Source organism: Curtobacterium sp. UNCCL17 (assembly GCF_000686685.1).
Taxonomy (GTDB): Bacteria; Actinomycetota; Actinomycetes; order Actinomycetales; family Microbacteriaceae; genus Curtobacterium; species Curtobacterium flaccumfaciens.
On the sequence record NZ_KK366001.1, the window covers coordinates 228,169 to 244,552 of the forward strand.

General features: G+C 70.2%; 15 protein-coding genes. 9 read left to right on the forward strand and 6 right to left on the reverse strand.

Features of this window, described 5'->3' with window-relative positions; all coding sequences use genetic code 11:
- Positions 1-17: 17 nt before the first annotated feature.
- Positions 18-1,268: a Gfo/Idh/MocA family protein gene (locus tag BR70_RS0110950; RefSeq protein WP_051596846.1), complete on the reverse strand. Its 1,251-nt coding sequence runs from the start codon at positions 1,266-1,268 to the stop codon at positions 18-20.
- 201 nt (positions 1,269-1,469) lie between these two features.
- Between BR70_RS0110950 and BR70_RS0110955 the strand changes: the two genes are divergently transcribed.
- The 5 genes from BR70_RS0110955 (at position 1,470) to BR70_RS20585 (ending at position 6,075) form a co-directional block, all read left to right on the forward strand.
- Positions 1,470-2,444, forward strand: a complete 975-nt coding sequence (locus BR70_RS0110955; RefSeq protein ID WP_228516654.1) for a carbohydrate ABC transporter permease — start codon at positions 1,470-1,472, stop codon at positions 2,442-2,444.
- Positions 2,445-2,455: 11 nt separating this feature from the next.
- Complete coding sequence (locus BR70_RS0110960) at positions 2,456-3,397, forward strand: carbohydrate ABC transporter permease (RefSeq protein WP_027466099.1); 942 nt, start codon at positions 2,456-2,458, stop codon at positions 3,395-3,397.
- Positions 3,398-3,423: 26 nt separating this feature from the next.
- Positions 3,424-4,797, forward strand: coding sequence for an ABC transporter substrate-binding protein (locus tag BR70_RS0110965; RefSeq protein WP_035808768.1), 1,374 nt, complete (start codon positions 3,424-3,426; stop codon positions 4,795-4,797).
- A gap of 127 nt (positions 4,798-4,924) precedes the next feature.
- Positions 4,925-5,395, forward strand: coding sequence for a BLUF domain-containing protein (locus BR70_RS22370; protein WP_051596847.1), 471 nt, complete (start codon positions 4,925-4,927; stop codon positions 5,393-5,395).
- A 71-nt stretch (positions 5,396-5,466) separates the two neighbouring features.
- Positions 5,467-6,075 (forward strand): ScbR family autoregulator-binding transcription factor, encoded by a 609-nt coding sequence (locus tag BR70_RS20585; RefSeq protein WP_051596848.1) that lies wholly within the window; start codon positions 5,467-5,469, stop codon positions 6,073-6,075.
- Positions 6,076-6,120: 45 nt separating this feature from the next.
- On the opposite strand, the gene BR70_RS0110980 is transcribed toward BR70_RS20585, so the two are convergent.
- From BR70_RS0110980 to BR70_RS0110990, 3 genes are all read right to left on the reverse strand, one after another.
- On the reverse strand, positions 6,121-6,549 hold the full coding sequence (locus BR70_RS0110980) for a BLUF domain-containing protein (protein ID WP_027466101.1): 429 nt from the start codon (positions 6,547-6,549) through the stop codon (positions 6,121-6,123).
- Between the two features lie 89 nt (positions 6,550-6,638).
- Positions 6,639-7,793: an AI-2E family transporter gene (locus tag BR70_RS0110985; protein ID WP_027466102.1), complete on the reverse strand. Its 1,155-nt coding sequence runs from the start codon at positions 7,791-7,793 to the stop codon at positions 6,639-6,641.
- 10 nt (positions 7,794-7,803) lie between these two features.
- Positions 7,804-9,009: an MFS transporter gene (locus BR70_RS0110990; RefSeq protein WP_027466103.1), complete on the reverse strand. Its 1,206-nt coding sequence runs from the start codon at positions 9,007-9,009 to the stop codon at positions 7,804-7,806.
- A gap of 68 nt (positions 9,010-9,077) precedes the next feature.
- Between BR70_RS0110990 and BR70_RS0110995 the strand changes: the two genes are divergently transcribed.
- The 3 genes from BR70_RS0110995 to BR70_RS0111005 are packed head-to-tail and all read left to right on the forward strand — an operon-like array spanning position 9,078 to position 11,152.
- Complete coding sequence (locus BR70_RS0110995) at positions 9,078-9,836, forward strand: MSMEG_4193 family putative phosphomutase (protein ID WP_027466104.1); 759 nt, start codon at positions 9,078-9,080, stop codon at positions 9,834-9,836.
- Between the two features lie 33 nt (positions 9,837-9,869).
- Positions 9,870-10,397, forward strand: a complete 528-nt coding sequence (locus BR70_RS0111000) for a DUF3090 domain-containing protein (protein ID WP_027466105.1) — start codon at positions 9,870-9,872, stop codon at positions 10,395-10,397.
- On the forward strand, positions 10,394-11,152 hold the full coding sequence (locus BR70_RS0111005; RefSeq protein WP_027466106.1) for an SCO1664 family protein: 759 nt from the start codon (positions 10,394-10,396) through the stop codon (positions 11,150-11,152). Before BR70_RS0111000 ends, BR70_RS0111005 begins: the two co-directional genes overlap by 4 nt.
- Positions 11,153-11,223: 71 nt before the next feature.
- Here the strand turns inward: BR70_RS0111005 and BR70_RS0111010 are convergent, their stop codons facing one another.
- Both BR70_RS0111010 and BR70_RS0111015 read right to left on the reverse strand, forming a co-directional pair.
- The gene (locus tag BR70_RS0111010) at positions 11,224-13,242 is read right to left on the reverse strand and encodes a vWA domain-containing protein (protein WP_027466107.1); all 2,019 of its coding nucleotides are present in this window, start codon (positions 13,240-13,242) and stop codon (positions 11,224-11,226) included.
- Entirely contained in the window at positions 13,235-14,620 is a 1,386-nt protein-coding gene (locus BR70_RS0111015; protein ID WP_027466108.1) for a MoxR family ATPase, read from the reverse strand. The genes BR70_RS0111010 and BR70_RS0111015 overlap by 8 nt, the downstream gene beginning before the upstream one ends.
- 210 nt (positions 14,621-14,830) lie before the next feature.
- Between BR70_RS0111015 and BR70_RS0111020 the strand changes: the two genes are divergently transcribed.
- Positions 14,831-16,285 (forward strand): MFS transporter, encoded by a 1,455-nt coding sequence (locus tag BR70_RS0111020; RefSeq protein ID WP_027466109.1) that lies wholly within the window; start codon positions 14,831-14,833, stop codon positions 16,283-16,285.
- The last annotated feature ends 99 nt before the right edge of the window (positions 16,286-16,384 follow it).

Below are 16,384 nucleotides of genomic sequence, written 5' to 3' on the forward strand. Positions count from 1 at the left end.
CACCCGAACGACACGTGTTACTCGGACGCGATCGTAGCCGACGACGTGCTGCCTGCCGTCGTCGGTGCGCTCGTCGTCTCGGGGGCGTCCCCGAAGTCCGGCACGTCGAGGCGGGCGCCGCCCTGCAGCGCGGACTGGTGGGCGATGATGCCCGGCAGGGTGAAGCGTGCGGCGGTCCAGGCGTTCACGGGCGGCAGGGTCCGGTCGACGACGGCGCGGACGAAGTCGTCGGCGAGGAACTGGTGGCTGCCCTCGTGTCCGGTCGGCACACCGTCGTACTCGGCGGGCAGACGGCCGGTGTCGTGCACCTCGGCGTAGCCGGAGACGAACGCGTCGCGCAGGGACGGGTCGACGTCGGCCAGGCGCGGGTCGTCGAGGGACATCGTCGCCTGGGTGTCGATCTTGTCGCTGATGTCGTACGAGTCCTCCTTGTCCTGCCAGACGCTGGTCTTCGCGAGCTGCTCGAAGCTGGCCTCGGTGCCGAAGTAGCGGAACCGTGACTCGCGGATGTGCGACGGGTAGCCGACGCGACGCATCTCGTTGATGCGCATGACCCCGCCGTTGTCGAGCTCGAACAGGGCGGTGGCGTTCGAGAAGTCGTTGTCGAACTGACTGACGTCCTTGTCGAAGACGCCGTCACCGCGGTCGTCCTTCACGCCGATGCAGCTGACACTGACCGCGTGCCCGGGGATCGCGCCGAGGACCCCACCGACCGAGTGCGTCGGGTAGAGCATGGGCGGGTAGCTGGCGGTGCGCTTCCACTCGTCGCCGCCGCTGTACTGGTACGCGGCGTAGAAGCCGAGGTCCATGTCGTGCACGTAGTCGCCCTCGGCGTAGAACACCCGGCCGAAGGCGCCGGCGGCGACCTGCTTGCGGGCGAACACCGTCGCGGGGTTGTAGTAGCTCGTCTCGCCCATCATGTAGGTCAGGCCGGTCTCGCGGACCGCCTGGATGATGTCGCGGATCTCGTCGACGGAGATCGCCATCGGCACGGCGGAGTACACGTGCTTGCCGGCGCGCAGGGCCTTGACCACGAGCGGACCGTGGGTCCAGCGCTGCGTGAAGATCGCGACGGCATCGACGTCCGAGGCGAGGACGGCGTCGAAGTCCGGGAACGTGCCGTCGAGGTGCTGGGTCTCGACGAGTTCGGACGCGCGCTCGCCGACGAGGTCGGTGACGTAGACCCGGTCGACGTCGGGGTGGAGCTTGAACAGCTTGGCGAACTGGGGGGCGAACTGGCCCGCGCCGACCATTCCGACAGAGATCATCAGTGACCTTTCCAGGGTGTGGGATGCGTCGCCGAGCGGGTCGCTCCGATGCGATCGAGCGCCATCCTGACACACGTTGTCTACACGTGACAACCCCCGTCCACAGCCCGGAAACCCACTCTTGCCAGCGGTGGTCCCCACGTGTAGATTCCCGGCTCACGGACTGCTGCACGTCAGTCCACCGCAGACGAAGGAGTCGCGATGGCAACCGAGAGCCCTGTGTCGTCACCCTTGACGACCGCCAGCACGAGACGGAGGAGTCGGTCAGCCGACCTCGCCCGTGCCCGCACCACCGCACCACGGCGCCGCCCCAGGAACGACCTGTGGCTCGCGCTCGTCTTCATCGCCCCGGCAGCCGTCGGGTTCGCGGTGTTCCTCGCCTGGCCGACCGTGCGGGGCATCTACCTGAGCTTCACCTCGTACAACCTGCTCACAGAGCCCGAGTTCACCGGCCTGCAGAACTACGCCCGCCTGGTGCAGGACTCGATCTTCTGGCACTCGATGGTGGTGACCGTCGAGTACGTGCTCATCAACATCGTCATCCAGACCGTCGTCGCCCTGTTCATCGCCGTGATGATGCACCGCCTGACCAAGTCGACCTTCGTGCGCGGCATCGTGCTCGCGCCGTACCTGGTGTCGAACGTCGTCGCCGCCCTCGTCTGGCTCTGGATCCTCGACACCCAGCTCGGCATCGGCAACGAGATGCTCGCCGCACTCGGGCTCGACCGCATCCCGTTCCTGCAGAGCGACGTCTGGGGCATCCCCTCGATCGCGCTCATCAACGTCTGGCGGCACGTCGGCTACACGGCGCTGCTCATCTTCGCCGGCCTGCAGTCGCTGCCCGAGACCGTGTACGAGGCCGGACGCATCGACGGTGCCAGCGAGTGGAAGATGTTCTGGCGCATCACGGTGCCGCTGCTCCGCCCGATCCTGTCCCTGGTGCTGATCATCACCGTGATCGGGTCGTTCCAGGTGTTCGACACCGTCGCCGTCACCACGCAGGGCGGCCCCGCGAACGCCACGAACGTCGTGCAGAACTACATCTACAACCTGGCGTTCGGCCGGTTCCAGTTCGGCTACGCGTCCGCGGTCTCGGTCGCGCTCCTCATCGTCCTCAGCATCATCACGATCATCCAGTACCGACTCACCCGCTCGGGTGAGTCCGACCTGGACTGAACGGAAGCGCCATGACCACGACACTCACCCGTTCCGTCACCACGTCCCGCCCGCCGCGGATGGGGGCCGGCCACCGTCGTCGCCCGTCACTCGGCCGCGTGCTCGCCTGGGTCGCGATGATCCTCGTCATCGTCGTCACCCTGTTCCCGTTCTACTGGATCCTGCGCACCGCGCTGTCGTCGAACACCGCGATCAACTCCGACCCCACCTCGCTGCTGCCCGTCGGGTTCAGCCTGGGCGGGTTCGAGCGGGTCTTCGGTCTGCAGTCCACCGAAGAGGCGTTGGCCCAGGGCGGGTCCGGCGCCGCGCTGAACTTCTGGCGGTACCTGCTCAACTCGATCCTGGTGTCGACGCTCGTCACCGTCGGCCAGGTGTTCTTCTCGGCAGCGGCCGCCTACGCCTTCGCCCGGCTGCGCTGGCCCGGTCGCGACAAGGTGTTCGGGGTGTTCCTGGCGGGGCTGATGGTCCCCGCGATCTTCACGCTGCTGCCGAACTTCACGCTCATCAAGCAGCTCGGGCTCGTCGACAACCTGCTCGGCATCGCCCTGCCGACGATGTTCATGACTCCGTTCGCAGTGTTCTTCCTGCGGCAGTTCTTCCTCGGCATCTCGAAGGAGGTCGAAGAGGCGGCGCTCATCGACGGCGCCGGCAAGGTCCGCGTGTTCTTCCGGCTCGTCATCCCGATGGCGGCGGCCCCGATCGCCACCCTCGCCGTGCTGACGTACATCACGAGCTGGAACGACTACTTCTGGCCGCTCATGGTGTCGTACACCGACAGCTCACGGGTGCTGACCGTCGCGCTCGGCGTCTTCAAGTCGCAGACCCCGCAGTCCGGCACCGACTGGGCCGGGCTCATGGCCGCGACCCTGGTGGCGGCGCTCCCGATGATCCTGCTGTTCGGCGTCTTCGCCAAGCGGATCGTCAACTCCATCGGCTTCTCCGGGATCAAGTGACCCGGCGCTCGGACAGGACGAACACCATGACGAACCAACTGACCCGCCGCACGCTCTTCGCCGGCGGCGCCTCTGCACTGGCCCTCGGCGCGCTCGCCGCCTGCTCGTCGCCCGGTCGCCGCACGACGAACCGGTCGGGTGCGCGGACCGTGAGCTACTGGCTCTGGGACGCCAACCAGCAGCCCGCGTACCAGGCCGTCGCCGACGCGTTCCACCGCGCGAACCCGGACATCACCGTGAAGATCACCCAGCTCGGGTGGAACGACTACTGGACCAAGCTCACCGCGGGCTTCATCGCCGGCACCGCGCCCGACGTCTTCACCGACCACCTGACGAAGTTCCCGCAGTACGCCGACCTCGACGTGCTCTACAAGCTCGACGAACTCGACGCCACGAAGGGCATCCGTGACGACGACTACCAGTCCGGGCTCGCCGAACTGTGGAAGGGCCAGGACGGCCACCGCTACGGCTCCCCGAAGGACTGGGACACCGTCGCGATGTTCTACGACAAGAAGGCGATGGCGAAGGCCGGGGTCTCCGCCGAGGAACTCGGGTCGCTCGCGTGGAACCCGGACGACGGCGGCACGTTCGAGCGGATGCTCGCGCGGCTGACGGTGGACTCGAAGGGTCGACGCGGCGACGAGGACGGCTTCGACAAGGACGACGTCGCCGTCTACGGCATCTCGTCGAACGGCTCGGGCGGCGACGGCTTCGGACAGACCCAGTGGTCGCCGTTCACCGGATCGGTCGACTGGTTCTACACGAACGAGAACCCCTGGGGCGACAGGTTCCGCTACGACGAGCGGATCGTGCAGGACACCCTCGCCTGGTACTACCGGCTGGCCGAGAAGGGCTACATGGCGAAGTACGGGGTGTTCTCGACCACGACCGGCCCCGAGGTCCAGCTCGGCGCCGGCAAGTGCGCGCTGTCCTTCAACGGCTCCTGGATGATCGGCTCGTACCTCGGCATGGAGGACCTCGACGTCGCGGTCGCCCCGACCCCGATCGGCCCGTCGGGTCACCGTGCGTCGATGTTCAACGGGCTCGGCGACTCGATCACGAAGCAGGCGAAGGACCCCGAGGCCGCCGCGAAGTGGGTGGCGTTCCTGGGCAGCGACGAGGCGCAGCGGATCGTCGGTGAGAGCGGGATCGTGTTCCCCGCTCGTCCCGCGGGCACCGAGGCCGCGGTGGCCTCGTTCCGGGAGCGCGGGCTCGACGTCTCGGCGTTCACCCGGCAGGTCGAGGAGGACACCACGTTCCTGTTCCCGGTCACGAAGAACCCCGCCGACGTGCAGGCCCTGCTACAGCCCGCCTTCGACGACGTCTACGCGAACGGCAAGCCGATCTCGACGCTGACCGGGGTCAACGAACAGGTCAACAACCTGCTCGCCCTCACCTGATCGAAACCCGACACCCTCACCTGACCGACACCCGACACCCCGCCCGTCGTCCGCATGCCGCACCCTCCGGTGCGGTGTGCGGACGACTCGTTGACCGTGCCGCTGACCACGATCCAGACTGCAGGGGATGACTTCGCTCACCTCCCTCGTCTACATGTCCGTCGCCGTCGACGACCTGACCGACGACCAGCTGGTCGCCATGCTGCGTGAGGCGCGGCTCCGCAACCACGCGCTCGGCGTCTCCGGGCTCCTGCTCGCCAAGGGCGGCCGCTTCATGCAGGTGCTCGAGGGTCCGGTCTGGAGCGTCGAGGACCGCTTCGCCGCGATCGAGCGCGACCCGCGGCACACCGGCGTGAAGTCGCTGTCGCGTGAGTCCATCAGCACGCGTCGGTTCGACGGCTGGGCGATGGCCTTCGGCAGCCCCACCGGGGACGAGCTCCGTGACGAGCCCGGGTTCAGCACCTTCCTCAGCGACCGCACCGGTCTGCCGACCGGGGTGGCGGGCACGCCCGCCGACTGGCTGCTCCGCTGGTTCCGTGGGCGCGACCTGCAGGACCTGCCCGAGGAGCGCATCACGCTCGGCCGGCACGCGGCCTGAGACGCACCACCCCTCGGTCTGGAGGCACGGTGCGGGCCCGCCCCGGGCCTCCAGACCGACAGACTGGTCCCGTGGAACGACGTGAGCAGATCCTGGTGGCCGCGGCGGAGGAGTTCGACCGCGTCGGCTTCGCCGGCGCGACGATCGCGGGCATCGCCCGCACGGCGGGCGTCTCGCAGGGCACGCTGCACTTCCACTTCCCGACGAAGCTCGCCCTGGCGCTCGGCGTCATCGGCGAGCAGAACGCCCGCACCTTCGACGTCGTCAGCCACACCGACAGCTCGCCGGTCGCCGCGCTGATCGGGGCGTCGCACGGCATCGCCGACCTGCTCCGGACCGACCCGATCGTGCGGGCGGGCATCCGGCTGTCGCTGGAGCGCGGCGAGTTCCAGACCGCGACGCTGAGCTTCTACGAGCAGTGGATCGGCGGGATCGTCGACGTGTTCCGGTTGGCGATCGCGAGCGGGGAACTCCGGACGGACCTGACCGCGGAGCAGCTCGGCTCGACGGTGGTGCCGTACTTCACCGGCGTGCAGCTCGTGTCCGACGTCCGGACGCGGCGCACCGACCTGATGCCGGCGGTGGCGACGATGTGGCGCGTGGTGATCGCGGCGACGGCGGACCCGAAGCACCGCGATCGGCTGCTCGCCGTCGTCGAGGACGCGTTCGGCACCGACTGAACCGCTGGGTGCGGCGCGGCATGCGGGTGCGGCGCTGCCGGCGGGTCAGAGGTCGTGCAGCTCGCGGTCGCGGAACCACTTCAGCAGCCAGGCCGCACTGGTCCGGTCGAACGAGCGCGGGAAGTCCATCGTGCCGGACAGGAAGGGACTGAAGCCCTCCTCGGAGCGGAGGTCCGAGTCGTCGAGCGCGCGGTAGGCCATCGACCAGCCGTCGAACCGTCGGCGCTCGATGTCCTCGCGCACCAGCGACTTGACCTCACCGTGACGGCGGTCCTTCGCGATGACGTCGTACCGGTCCTGCACGCTCCACGCGGGCCCCTCGAGCAGCTGCATGAACCGGCCGCCCTTGGCGAGCAGGAGCCCGGAGACCCCGAGCGCTTCGTTGCGCAGCCGTGACTCCGCGAGCAGCACCGCCATGGCCTGGTCGTCGAAGGGGACGACGGCACGGCTCATGTAGACGATGGAGACGAGCACTCCTCCATCCTGCTGGGTGGAAGGCCGCTGCGCGAAGCGGATGTCCGCAACGCGCCCCGCGGATCGGCGCCCCAGATCGCCTCCGCGGATCAGCCCTGCGGCAGCTCGTGCGCGGTGACGTCCTCGTTGCGCTTCTTCCGCCACGGTCGTGCCGGGGTGTTCGGGCCGTCCCACACCAGGATCGCGCCCCAGGCGGCGGCGATCAGCGGCACCGAGATGATCGCGCCGGTGATGCCGGCGAGGACGGTGCCGGCGGTCAGCCCGATCAGGATGACGAGGCCGTGCAGCTTGAGGGTGCGCCCCATCAGGACGGGCTGCAGCAGGTTGCCCTCGAGCTGGTTCACCAGCACCACGATGCCGATCACGATGAGCGCCTGCACCGGGCCGAGGGCCACGAGCGCGACCAGGGCGGCGAGGATGCCGGCGGCGGTGGCACCGACGATCGGGATGAACGCGGTGATGAAGACGATGACGGCCAGCGGCAGGGCGAGCGGGACGCCGACGATGGCGATGCCGACACCGATGCCGATCGCGTCCACTGCGGCGACCGTGGCGGTGCCGCGGACGTACCCGCCGAGGGTCGAGACGACCCGGTCGCCGACGCGACGAGCTCGGGCGTAGCGCTCGCCGGTGAAGGGGCGGAGCAGGAACTCCCAGATGCTCGGGCCGTCCTTCAGGAAGAAGAACAGCACGACGATCATCAGGACGAGCCCGGTCAGGAAGTTCGCGGTGGCCGAGGCGCCGGCGAGTGCACCGGATCCGAACTGGGCGCTCGTGACGAAGTCGGACGCCGACGCGACCGCGTCGTCGATCTGCTTGTCCGAGATCGAGAACGGCAGGTTCTTCGCGAACTCCTGCAGTTGCTGGAACCCGTCGACGGCGGACTTCTGCAGCTGCGCCCACTGGTTCTCGACGGCGACGACGATGAGCCAGCCGATCAGCCCCAGGATCGCGAGGACGCCGATGAGCACCGCGAGGGTGGCCAGCACGGACGGCACCCGGTGCTTGCGGAGCCACGACACCACGGGGTGCATGGCCGACGCGATGATGAGCGCGAGGAGCACCGGGATCGTGACGACGCTCAGGATGTTGCTCGCCCAGACGACGCCGGCGACGACCACCACGACGATGATGAGCTGCAGGCACCGGGTCGCGAAGTGCCCGGCGGAGTCGGACCACGCGGCCTGGACCCTGGACGGAGCGGCTGGGGTGATCGGGCGCGGAGCGTCGCGGAAGAACGGCATGCCCGAGACGCTACCGACCGGACGGCCGACGCGCCGGTTCCGCCGGTTCGATCGTCCGCCCGGTGTCCCGTCCCCGCGTCGCCGGGGCGACCACGAACGCCGCGACCAGCAGGACCAGGGGCACGAGCATCGCCGTCTGCAGGCCGAGGTGCTCCCCGACGAACCCGAGCAGCGGCGGCCCCACCAGGAACGCGATGTACCCGGCAGTGGCCACCACCGACACCCGGCGGTCGCCGTCGGTGGGGTGGTCGCCCGCGGCGGAGATCGACAGCGGGAACCCGAGGGCGATGCCGAGCCCCCAGACGCCGGCGGCCGCCGCGGTGACGACCGGACTCGGTGACAGCACGACGAGCAGGACCCCCACCGCACCGACCGCGGCACAGACCCGGACGACCGGGGCTCGACCGAACCGGGCGACGAGCGGGGTGCCGGCCGCGCGACCGATGAGCATGGCGAGGGCGAACCCGGTGAACACGAGGGACCCGACGGACTCGGGGGCGTCGTGGTCGGTGGTCATCAGCAGCGGGAGCCAGTCGCTCGCGGCACCCTCGGCGAAGGCCATCGCCAGGGTGATCACGGCGATCATGGCGAGCTGCACGGTGAGGACGGAGCGGCGGGCTCCCCGACGGGTGCTGCGGGCATCGGTCGGTGTGTCACGGGGCACCGGCCGCAGGTTCAGCGCCGCGAACACCGCCAGCGCGGCCATCACCGCGGCGCCGACGAGCAGGTGCACCCGGACCGGGGTCCCCGCCGCCGTCATGGCGATGCCGACGACCCCGCCGACCACGCTGCCGAGGCTGAAGCAGGCGTGCAGCACCGGCACGACCGGTCGCCCGATCTGCCGTTCGACCGCGGCGGCCTCGACGTTCAGCCCGATCTCGGCGACGCCCGCCCCGAAGCCGATCAGGAACAGCCCGACCCAGACCCCGGCGGCGACCTGCGCCGGGGCGAGCAGCGCGACGAGCACCATGCCGACGACGGGCAGGGCGCCCCCGAGCAGGATGAGCGGGCGGTTCCCGGTCCGTCGCACCAGGGCTCCGGCGCCGAGGATCCCGATCATCGAGCCGATCGACAGCCCGAGCAGGACGAGGCCCATCGCCTCGATCGAGGCACCGAGCTCGTCGCGGATCGCGGGCGTCCGGGTGATCCACGTCGCGATCCCGAACCCGGTCACCGTCGACGTGGCGAAGAGTGCGAGTCGATGCCGCCCGGCCATGCCCCCATCTGATCGGTCCCCGGGCGGCCCGTCAAGGGTGACCGCGTCCCGCGCCTAGGATCGGGCGCATGGCGACCGTCCTCCTCGTCCGTCACGGACGCACCACCGCGAACGCCACCGGCGTCCTGGCCGGACGCACCGCCGGCGTGCGACTCGACGCCGTCGGCCGCACCCAGGCCGAGCGGACCGCGGAGCGCATCGCCGCGGTGCCCGTCGTCGCCGTGGTGTCGAGTCCGCTCGAGCGCTGCCGGCAGACCGCCCGCGCGATCCTGGACCGACAGACGGACCGACAGACGGACCGACAGACCGACCGGCCGGCCGGGCCACCCGCCTCGCTGATCGAGCGGGCCATCACCGAGGCCGACTACGGGCAGTGGCAGGGCCGGAAGCTCGCCGACCTGGCGAAGGAGCCCCTCTGGCGCACGGTGCAGGCGAACCCGAGCGCCGTCGTGTTCCCCGGTGGTGAGTCCATGCAGACGATGCAGTCCCGGGCCGTCGCGGCCGTCCGTCGCATCGACGCCGAGGTCGAGGCGGAGCACGGACCCGGTGCCGTCTGGGTCGCGGTGAGCCACGGCGACATCATCAAGAGCGTCCTCGCCGACGCGTTCGGCATGCACCTGGACCTGTTCCAGCGCATCGGCGTCGGCCCGGCCTCGGTGTCCGTCGTGCGCTACGGCGAGCACCGCCCCGAGGTCGTCGCGACGAACACCGAGTCCGGTGACCTGTCCTGGCTGCGCACCGCCCCGGCACCCAGCGGGGACGCCGCGGTCGGCGGCGGCGCGGGCAACCCGGCACCCGACGCGCCCGCGGGTCCTGCCCGACCCTGAACGGCCGGAGCCGAGCGCTCCTACAATGCGGGTATGCCCACCATCGTCCACGGCTTCGACTGGCCGGACCGCCTCGTCGTCGGCACCATCGGCCGTCCGGGTGAGCGCGCCTTCTACATCCAGGCCCGCTCCGGTCGGCGCGTCACCAGCGTCGCGCTCGAGAAGGAGCAGACCGCCGTGCTCGCCGACAAGATCGACGAGCTCCTCGACGAGGTCGCGACCGTCGACGACAACCGCTTCAGCGTGCCGCCGTCGGTGCCTGCCGAGCTCCGCGACCCGGAGCCGCTCGACCAGCCCGTCGAGGCCGAGTTCCGCGCCGGAGCCCTGAGCCTGGGCTTCGACCCGGCCACCGCGCAGGTCGTCATCGAGGCGTACCCGATCGACGACGAGGTCGAGATCGTGTCCGAGGAGAGCGAGGACGGCATCGAGATCGAGGCCGTCGTCGAGATCCCCGAGCCCGCCGAGCTGTTCCAGGTGAAGATCCCGGTCGGCACCGCCCGGGCCTTCGTCGAGCGCACGCGCGAGGTCGTCGCCGCCGGTCGTCCGCCCGGCGACGCATGAGCGACGGCTCGCTCTCCGTCCGGGCGCGCATCCGCGAGGCGTCCAACGCCACCTTCCTCGCCGAACTCGACGGTGCGACCGTCGTCTACAAGCCCATCGAGGGCGAGCGCCCGCTGTGGGACTTCCCGGACGGCACGCTCGCCGGCCGCGAGATCGCCGCGCACCTGGTCTCCGAGGCGTTCGGCTGGGGGGTCGTGCCGCCCACGTGGATGGGTGACGGTCCGTTCGGGCCCGGCATGGTGCAGCGCTGGCAGGACGTCGACCCCGAGCAGGACGCCGTCGACCTGGTGACGCCGGAGCTCGCCGAGGCAGCGGGTTCGCCCTGGCTGCCCGTGCTCGAGGCCATCGACGAACACGACCAGCCCGTCACGCTCGTGCACGAGGACTCCGAGGCCCTGCGCCGGATGGCCGTCTTCGACGTCGTCGTGAACAACGCCGACCGCAAGGGCGGGCACGTGCTGGCGATGCCCGACGGCCACCGCTTCGGCGTCGACCACGGGCTCACCTTCCACGTCGAGCACAAGCTCCGGACGGTCCTGTGGGGCTGGATCGGGGAGCCCCTCGGGCCGGACGAGCTCGAGGGCCTCGACCGCGTGTCCGAGGCCCTGCGCGGTGGTCTCGGCGACGAGCTCGCCGAGCACCTGACGGACGAGGAGATCGACACGCTCCGGGCGCGCTGCGCGGCCCTGCGTGCCGTCGGGATCTTCCCGCCGCCACCCGGTCACGGCCCCGCCGTGCCCTGGCCACTGTTCTAGACGCGATCGGTCGACAGCCTGGAGGAGCGTGACGGGCCCGCCACGGGCCTCCGGGCTGTACGTGGCTGGCTTCAGAGCCCCCAGTCGTCGCGGAAGAGCGCGCCGCCGGCCCCGCGACGCGAGCCGAGGTACGAGCCGACCACAGCGACCCCGAGGTCGTCGTTCTCCGGTGCCACGACGCTGCCGTCCACGCGCTTCGCCATCGCCTCGATGAACCGGGCGAGCCCCGGGTCCTCACCGAGCCGGAAGAACGTCGTCTGGGCGCCGAGGCGTCCGGCGTTCTCGAGCTCCCGCACGGTCAGCGCGATCGTCACCGGGTCGGGTGGGTAGTCGAACCAGACCTGCCCGTTCGGCTCGAGGTGCGACGTCGGCTCGCCGTCGGTGACGATGAGGAGCACCGGTTGGGCCGTGGGGTGCTTGCGGAAGTGCCGGTTGGCGAGCAGCAGGGCGTGGTGCAGGTTCGTGCCCTTGTCCCACATCGCGTCGAGACCGACGAGCTGTTCGACGTCCATCACCTCGGCCTCGCGACCGAAGGCGATGAGCTGCAGGTCGTCGCCGCGGAACCGGGTCGACACCAGGGTGTGCAGCGCGAGGGCTGTGCGCTTCATCGGCACCCAGCGGTCCTCCATCGCCATCGAGAACGACGTGTCGACGAGCAGCGCGACGCAGGCCTGGGTGCGTGCCTCGGTCTCCTGCACCTCGACGTCCTCGATGCTCAGGCGCACGCCCGCACCCTGTCGACCGCTGGCCGCCGTCCGCACCACGGCGTTCGTGATCGTGCGGGGGATGTCCCACGGCTCGGTGTCGCCGAACGCCCACTGCCGCGACGCCCCCGAAGGTTCGCCCGCGGCGCCCGAGCGACGGAGGTCCCGCGCGCCCTGGCGACCGGACATCCGCTGGGCGACGTCCTTGAGCAGGCTCTTGCCGAGCTGCCGCATCGCCTTCGGGGTGAGCCGGAGCTGCCCGTCGGCTCCGCGGCGCATCGCCCCGGAGTTCCGGAGCGCCTGTTCGAGGCGCTGCAGGGTCTTCGCGTCGACCGCCGCCTCGTCGCCGAGCTGCCGGGACAGCGCGTCGAGGTCCAGGTCGTCGAGCTCCGAGCCCGGCCCGGACTGGGCGAGCTGGTCGGCGAGGGCGTCGAGGTCCGCGATGTCCTGGAACACCCCGGTGCCGTCGCCCAGCCCGAGGCCCTGTTCGCCCTCCATGCGCTCGGATCCGCCCCAGTCCTCGCCGGGACGCAGCGCGCGCAGGGTGTCGTCGAGCTGGGACAACTGCCCCATCAGGTCGGGGGAGCCGAAGGCCTGCTGGGCGAGGGCGTCGAGTTCGTCCCGCTGCTCCTGGGTCATCGAGTTCCGCATGCGCTGTGCCGCGGCCGCGCGGGCTGCCAGGTCGTCGAGCAGCTCGTCGACGTTCGCAGGGTTCGACGGGAAGTACTCGCCGTGCTGGTCCATGAAGTCGTCGAACTGCTGCCGGGTGTCCTCGCCGCGGGCGTGCGCCTCGAGCAGGGCGTTGAGGTCCTGCATCATCGCGCTGACCGCGGCCCGGTCCTGGTCGGTGGCACCCTCGAGCGCCTGCTTCATGCCGGCGAAGCGCTGGTCCAGCACCTCGCGGCCGAGCAGGTCCTTGATCTCGTCGTACTTCTGGCGCGCGGTCGGGCTCGTCCAGTCGTAGTCGCCGAGTTCCTGCACCGCGGCGGCGGGGGAGGGCGACAGGCTGTCGAGCTGCAGTTCGGCCAGGGCCCGGTCGCCGTCGTCGAGGTCGACGTTGCGGGCGAGCTCCCCGCGCTCGGCGAGCAGCGCCTGGTCCAGGAGCTCGCGCACCTGCTGCAGGGTGCCGTCGAGGTTGTTCCTGCTCGTCAGCTCGCGGCGGCGCTCGGCCACCCGTCGGGCCAGGTCGTCGAGGCCGCGCTGCGTCCGGCCGCCGCGTCGCAGGAACTCCCGCATCGCGCGCTCGGGCGACGTGCCGCCCATCACGTCCTGCCCGATGGCGTCGAGCGCCTCGGCCAGGTCGACCGGAGCGGCGAGCGGGTCCGGTCCGTCGGTGTACCGGCCGTACCGGGTGTCGCGCGTCAGACGCCGGTTCTGCCTAGCCATAGACGGCTTCGCCCCCGCCGGACTCCTTGCTGATGCGCCGGGCCAGGAACAGGCCCTCCAGAGCGAGCTCGATCGCGCCGGCGCGTTCGCCGTCGTTCGTGGCACCCATCCGGTCGCACACCTGGTCGTACAGGTCGGACTCACCGATCGACGGCAGGCCTTCGAGGAACGCCCGGGCGCTGACCTGCTCGCCCGTGGTCACCATCGTGCCGCCGTCGAGCGCGTCCACGAGCACCGCGAAGTCGAGACCCTTGAACCGGGAGCGCACGGTCTCGGCGGTCGCGGTGCGGAGCAGGTGCTCGAGGACCTCGTCGGCCCGGTCCTCTTCGCCGTTCTCGAACTCGATCTTGCCGCCGAGGACGTCCACCGCGGTCTCGAGGTCGATCGGCCGCGCGACCGCCTCGTCCTCGCCCTGGCGTGCTGCGCGGTGCACCGCGGCGGCGGACACCGTCTCGGCACCGGCGATTGCGAACCGGGCGCTCACACCGCTGCGCTGGTCGACGGCGCTGGAACCACGCAGTGCCCGGGTGAACCGGGCGAGGATCTCGATCAGGGCGTCGGGGACCTCGGCCGTCAGCTGGGCCTCCTGCCGGATGACGGCGATCTCGTCGTCGAGCTCGATCGGGTAGTGCGTGCGGATCTCGGCGCCGAAGCGGTCCTTCAGCGGCGTGATGATCCGCCCGCGGTTCGTGTAGTCCTCGGGGTTCGCACTCGCCACGACGAGCACGTCGAGCGGCAGACGCAGCACGTAGCCGCGGATCTGGACGTCGCGCTCCTCCATCACGTTGAGCATCGCGACCTGGATGCGTTCGGCCAGGTCGGGCAGTTCGTTGATCGCGACGATGCCACGGTGCCCACGGGGGACGAGCCCGAAGTGGATGGTCTCCGGGTCGCCCAGGCTGCGGCCCTCGGCGACCTTCATCGGGTCGACGTCGCCGATCAGGTCGGCGACGCTCGTGTCCGGTGTCGCGAGCTTCTCGACGTAGCGGTCGTCGCGGTGCCGCCAGCTGATCGGCAGGGCGTCGCCGAGGTCGTCGGCACGCCGGATGCTCGCGGTGGTGATCGGTTCGTACGGGTGCTCGCCGAGTTCGGAGCCGGTGATGACCGGTGTCCACTCGTCGAGCAGGCCCTGCAGGGTGCGGAGCAGCCGGGTCTTGCCCTGGCCGCGCTCGCCGAGCAGGACGACGTCGTGGCCGGCGATCAGGGCGCGTTCGAGCTGGGGGATGACGGTGGTCTCGAAGCCGTGCAGGCCGGGCCACGGATCGGTGCCCTGGCGCAGGGCGGTGAGCAGGTTGTCGCGGATCTCGGCGCGGACCGTCTTCTGGACGTGACCAGAGGTGCGGAGCTCGCCGACCGTGCGGATGTCAGGTCGGGTCACGTTCTGGACGTTACGCCTTGTCGGACGGGAGGCCCGTGGCGGGGCCCGCCACGGGCCTCCCGTCCGTCCGCTTGTGGGTTTCCATCGCACTTGCGATCATTGAGATCCCGGCGACGGAGCCGGTTTCGAAGTAGGGGGATCCGGCTCCGTCCCCGGTTCCTCGTTCCGCATCTGAACCACATCGGCGATCTCGGCGTACGGTCCCATCTCGTGAGCAGCGCGAACGCAACCATCAAGAGCCTGGTGCCCGCCAGGATGGACCGCTTGCCGTGGACCCGGTTCCACTGGAGCGTCGTCGTCGGACTCGGCGTGTCCTGGATCCTCGACGGTCTCGAGATCCAGATCGTCTCGAACGCGGGCTTCCAGGCGGACCTGAACCTGTCCACGCAGCAGGTGACGTCCCTCGGCACGATCTACCTGGTCGGCCAGGTCGTCGGTGCCCTGGTGTTCGGGCGCATGTCCGACCGGTTGGGGCGCCGCAAGCTGTTCATCCTGACGCTCGCGATCTACCTGGTCGGTTCGGGCATCGCGGGCCTGGCCCAGGACTTCTGGTTCCTGGCGGCCTTCCGGTTCGTCGCGGGGTTGGGCATCGGCGGTGAGTACGCGGCGATCAACTCGGCGATCGACGAACTCATCCCGGCGAAGTACCGCGGCCACGTCGACATCGCCATCAACGGCACGTACTGGGGTGGTGCCGCACTCGGCGCGTTCGCGAACATCTACCTGCTCGACACGTCCTACTTCGCCGAGAACATCGGCTGGCGCATCGGGTTCTTCCTCGGCCCGGTGCTCGGCATCGCGATCATCTTCCTGCGACGGCACATCCCGGAGAGTCCGCGGTGGCTGATGACGCACGGGCGGGAGGAAGAGGCCGAGGCCACCGTCTCCCGCATCGAGGAGTCGGTGGAGATGGCGACCGGCAAGCCCCTGCCGGAGGTCGACCAGTCGAAGGCGATGACCGTCACGCCGACCGACCGCGTCGGGTTCCTCGCCATCGCGCGCGTGCTGCTGAAGCAGTACCCGACCCGCACGCTCGTCGGCGCGACGATGATGATCACGCAGGCGTTCCTGTACAACGCGATCTTCTTCACCTACGCCCTGGTCCTGACGAACTTCTTCGGACTGAAGACGGCGGAGACGGCGGTCTACTTCTTCCCGTTCGCGATCGGCAACCTGCTCGGCCCGATCATCCTGGGACGCTTCTTCGACACCTGGGGTCGTCGCCAGATGATCTTCCTGACGTACCTGGTGTCCGGGCTCGTGCTCGCCACGTCGGCGTTCCTGTTCCGGGCCGACGCGATCTCGGCGACGGTGCAGGTCGCGTTCTGGTGCGTCTCGTTCTTCTTCGCCTCGGCCGGGGCGTCGAGCGCCTACCTGACCGTCAGCGAGATCTTCCCGCTCGAGCTGCGGTCGCAGGCCATCTCGTACTTCTTCGCCCTGGCGCAGATCTTCGGTGCGGTCGCTCCGGCCATCTACGGCGCCTTCATCGGTGACGGGTCGTCGCGGGAGCCGCTGTTCTGGGGGTACTTGCTCGGGTCCGCGGTGATGATCGGCGGCGGCGTGGTGGCCCTGATATTCGGGGTCGACGCCGCGCGGAAGGGGCTCGAGGACGTCACCCAACCGCTCTCGGTGCTCACCGGGGACGCGAAGTCCGACCGGAGGTGAACCAGGCGGCGGCGGTCTGACATTCTGTATTCAGAGTGTTTAGCGCCGCCGTCGCAGCGCTGTCACTGTGCGTGCATGGCACTCCTCCACAGCACGACA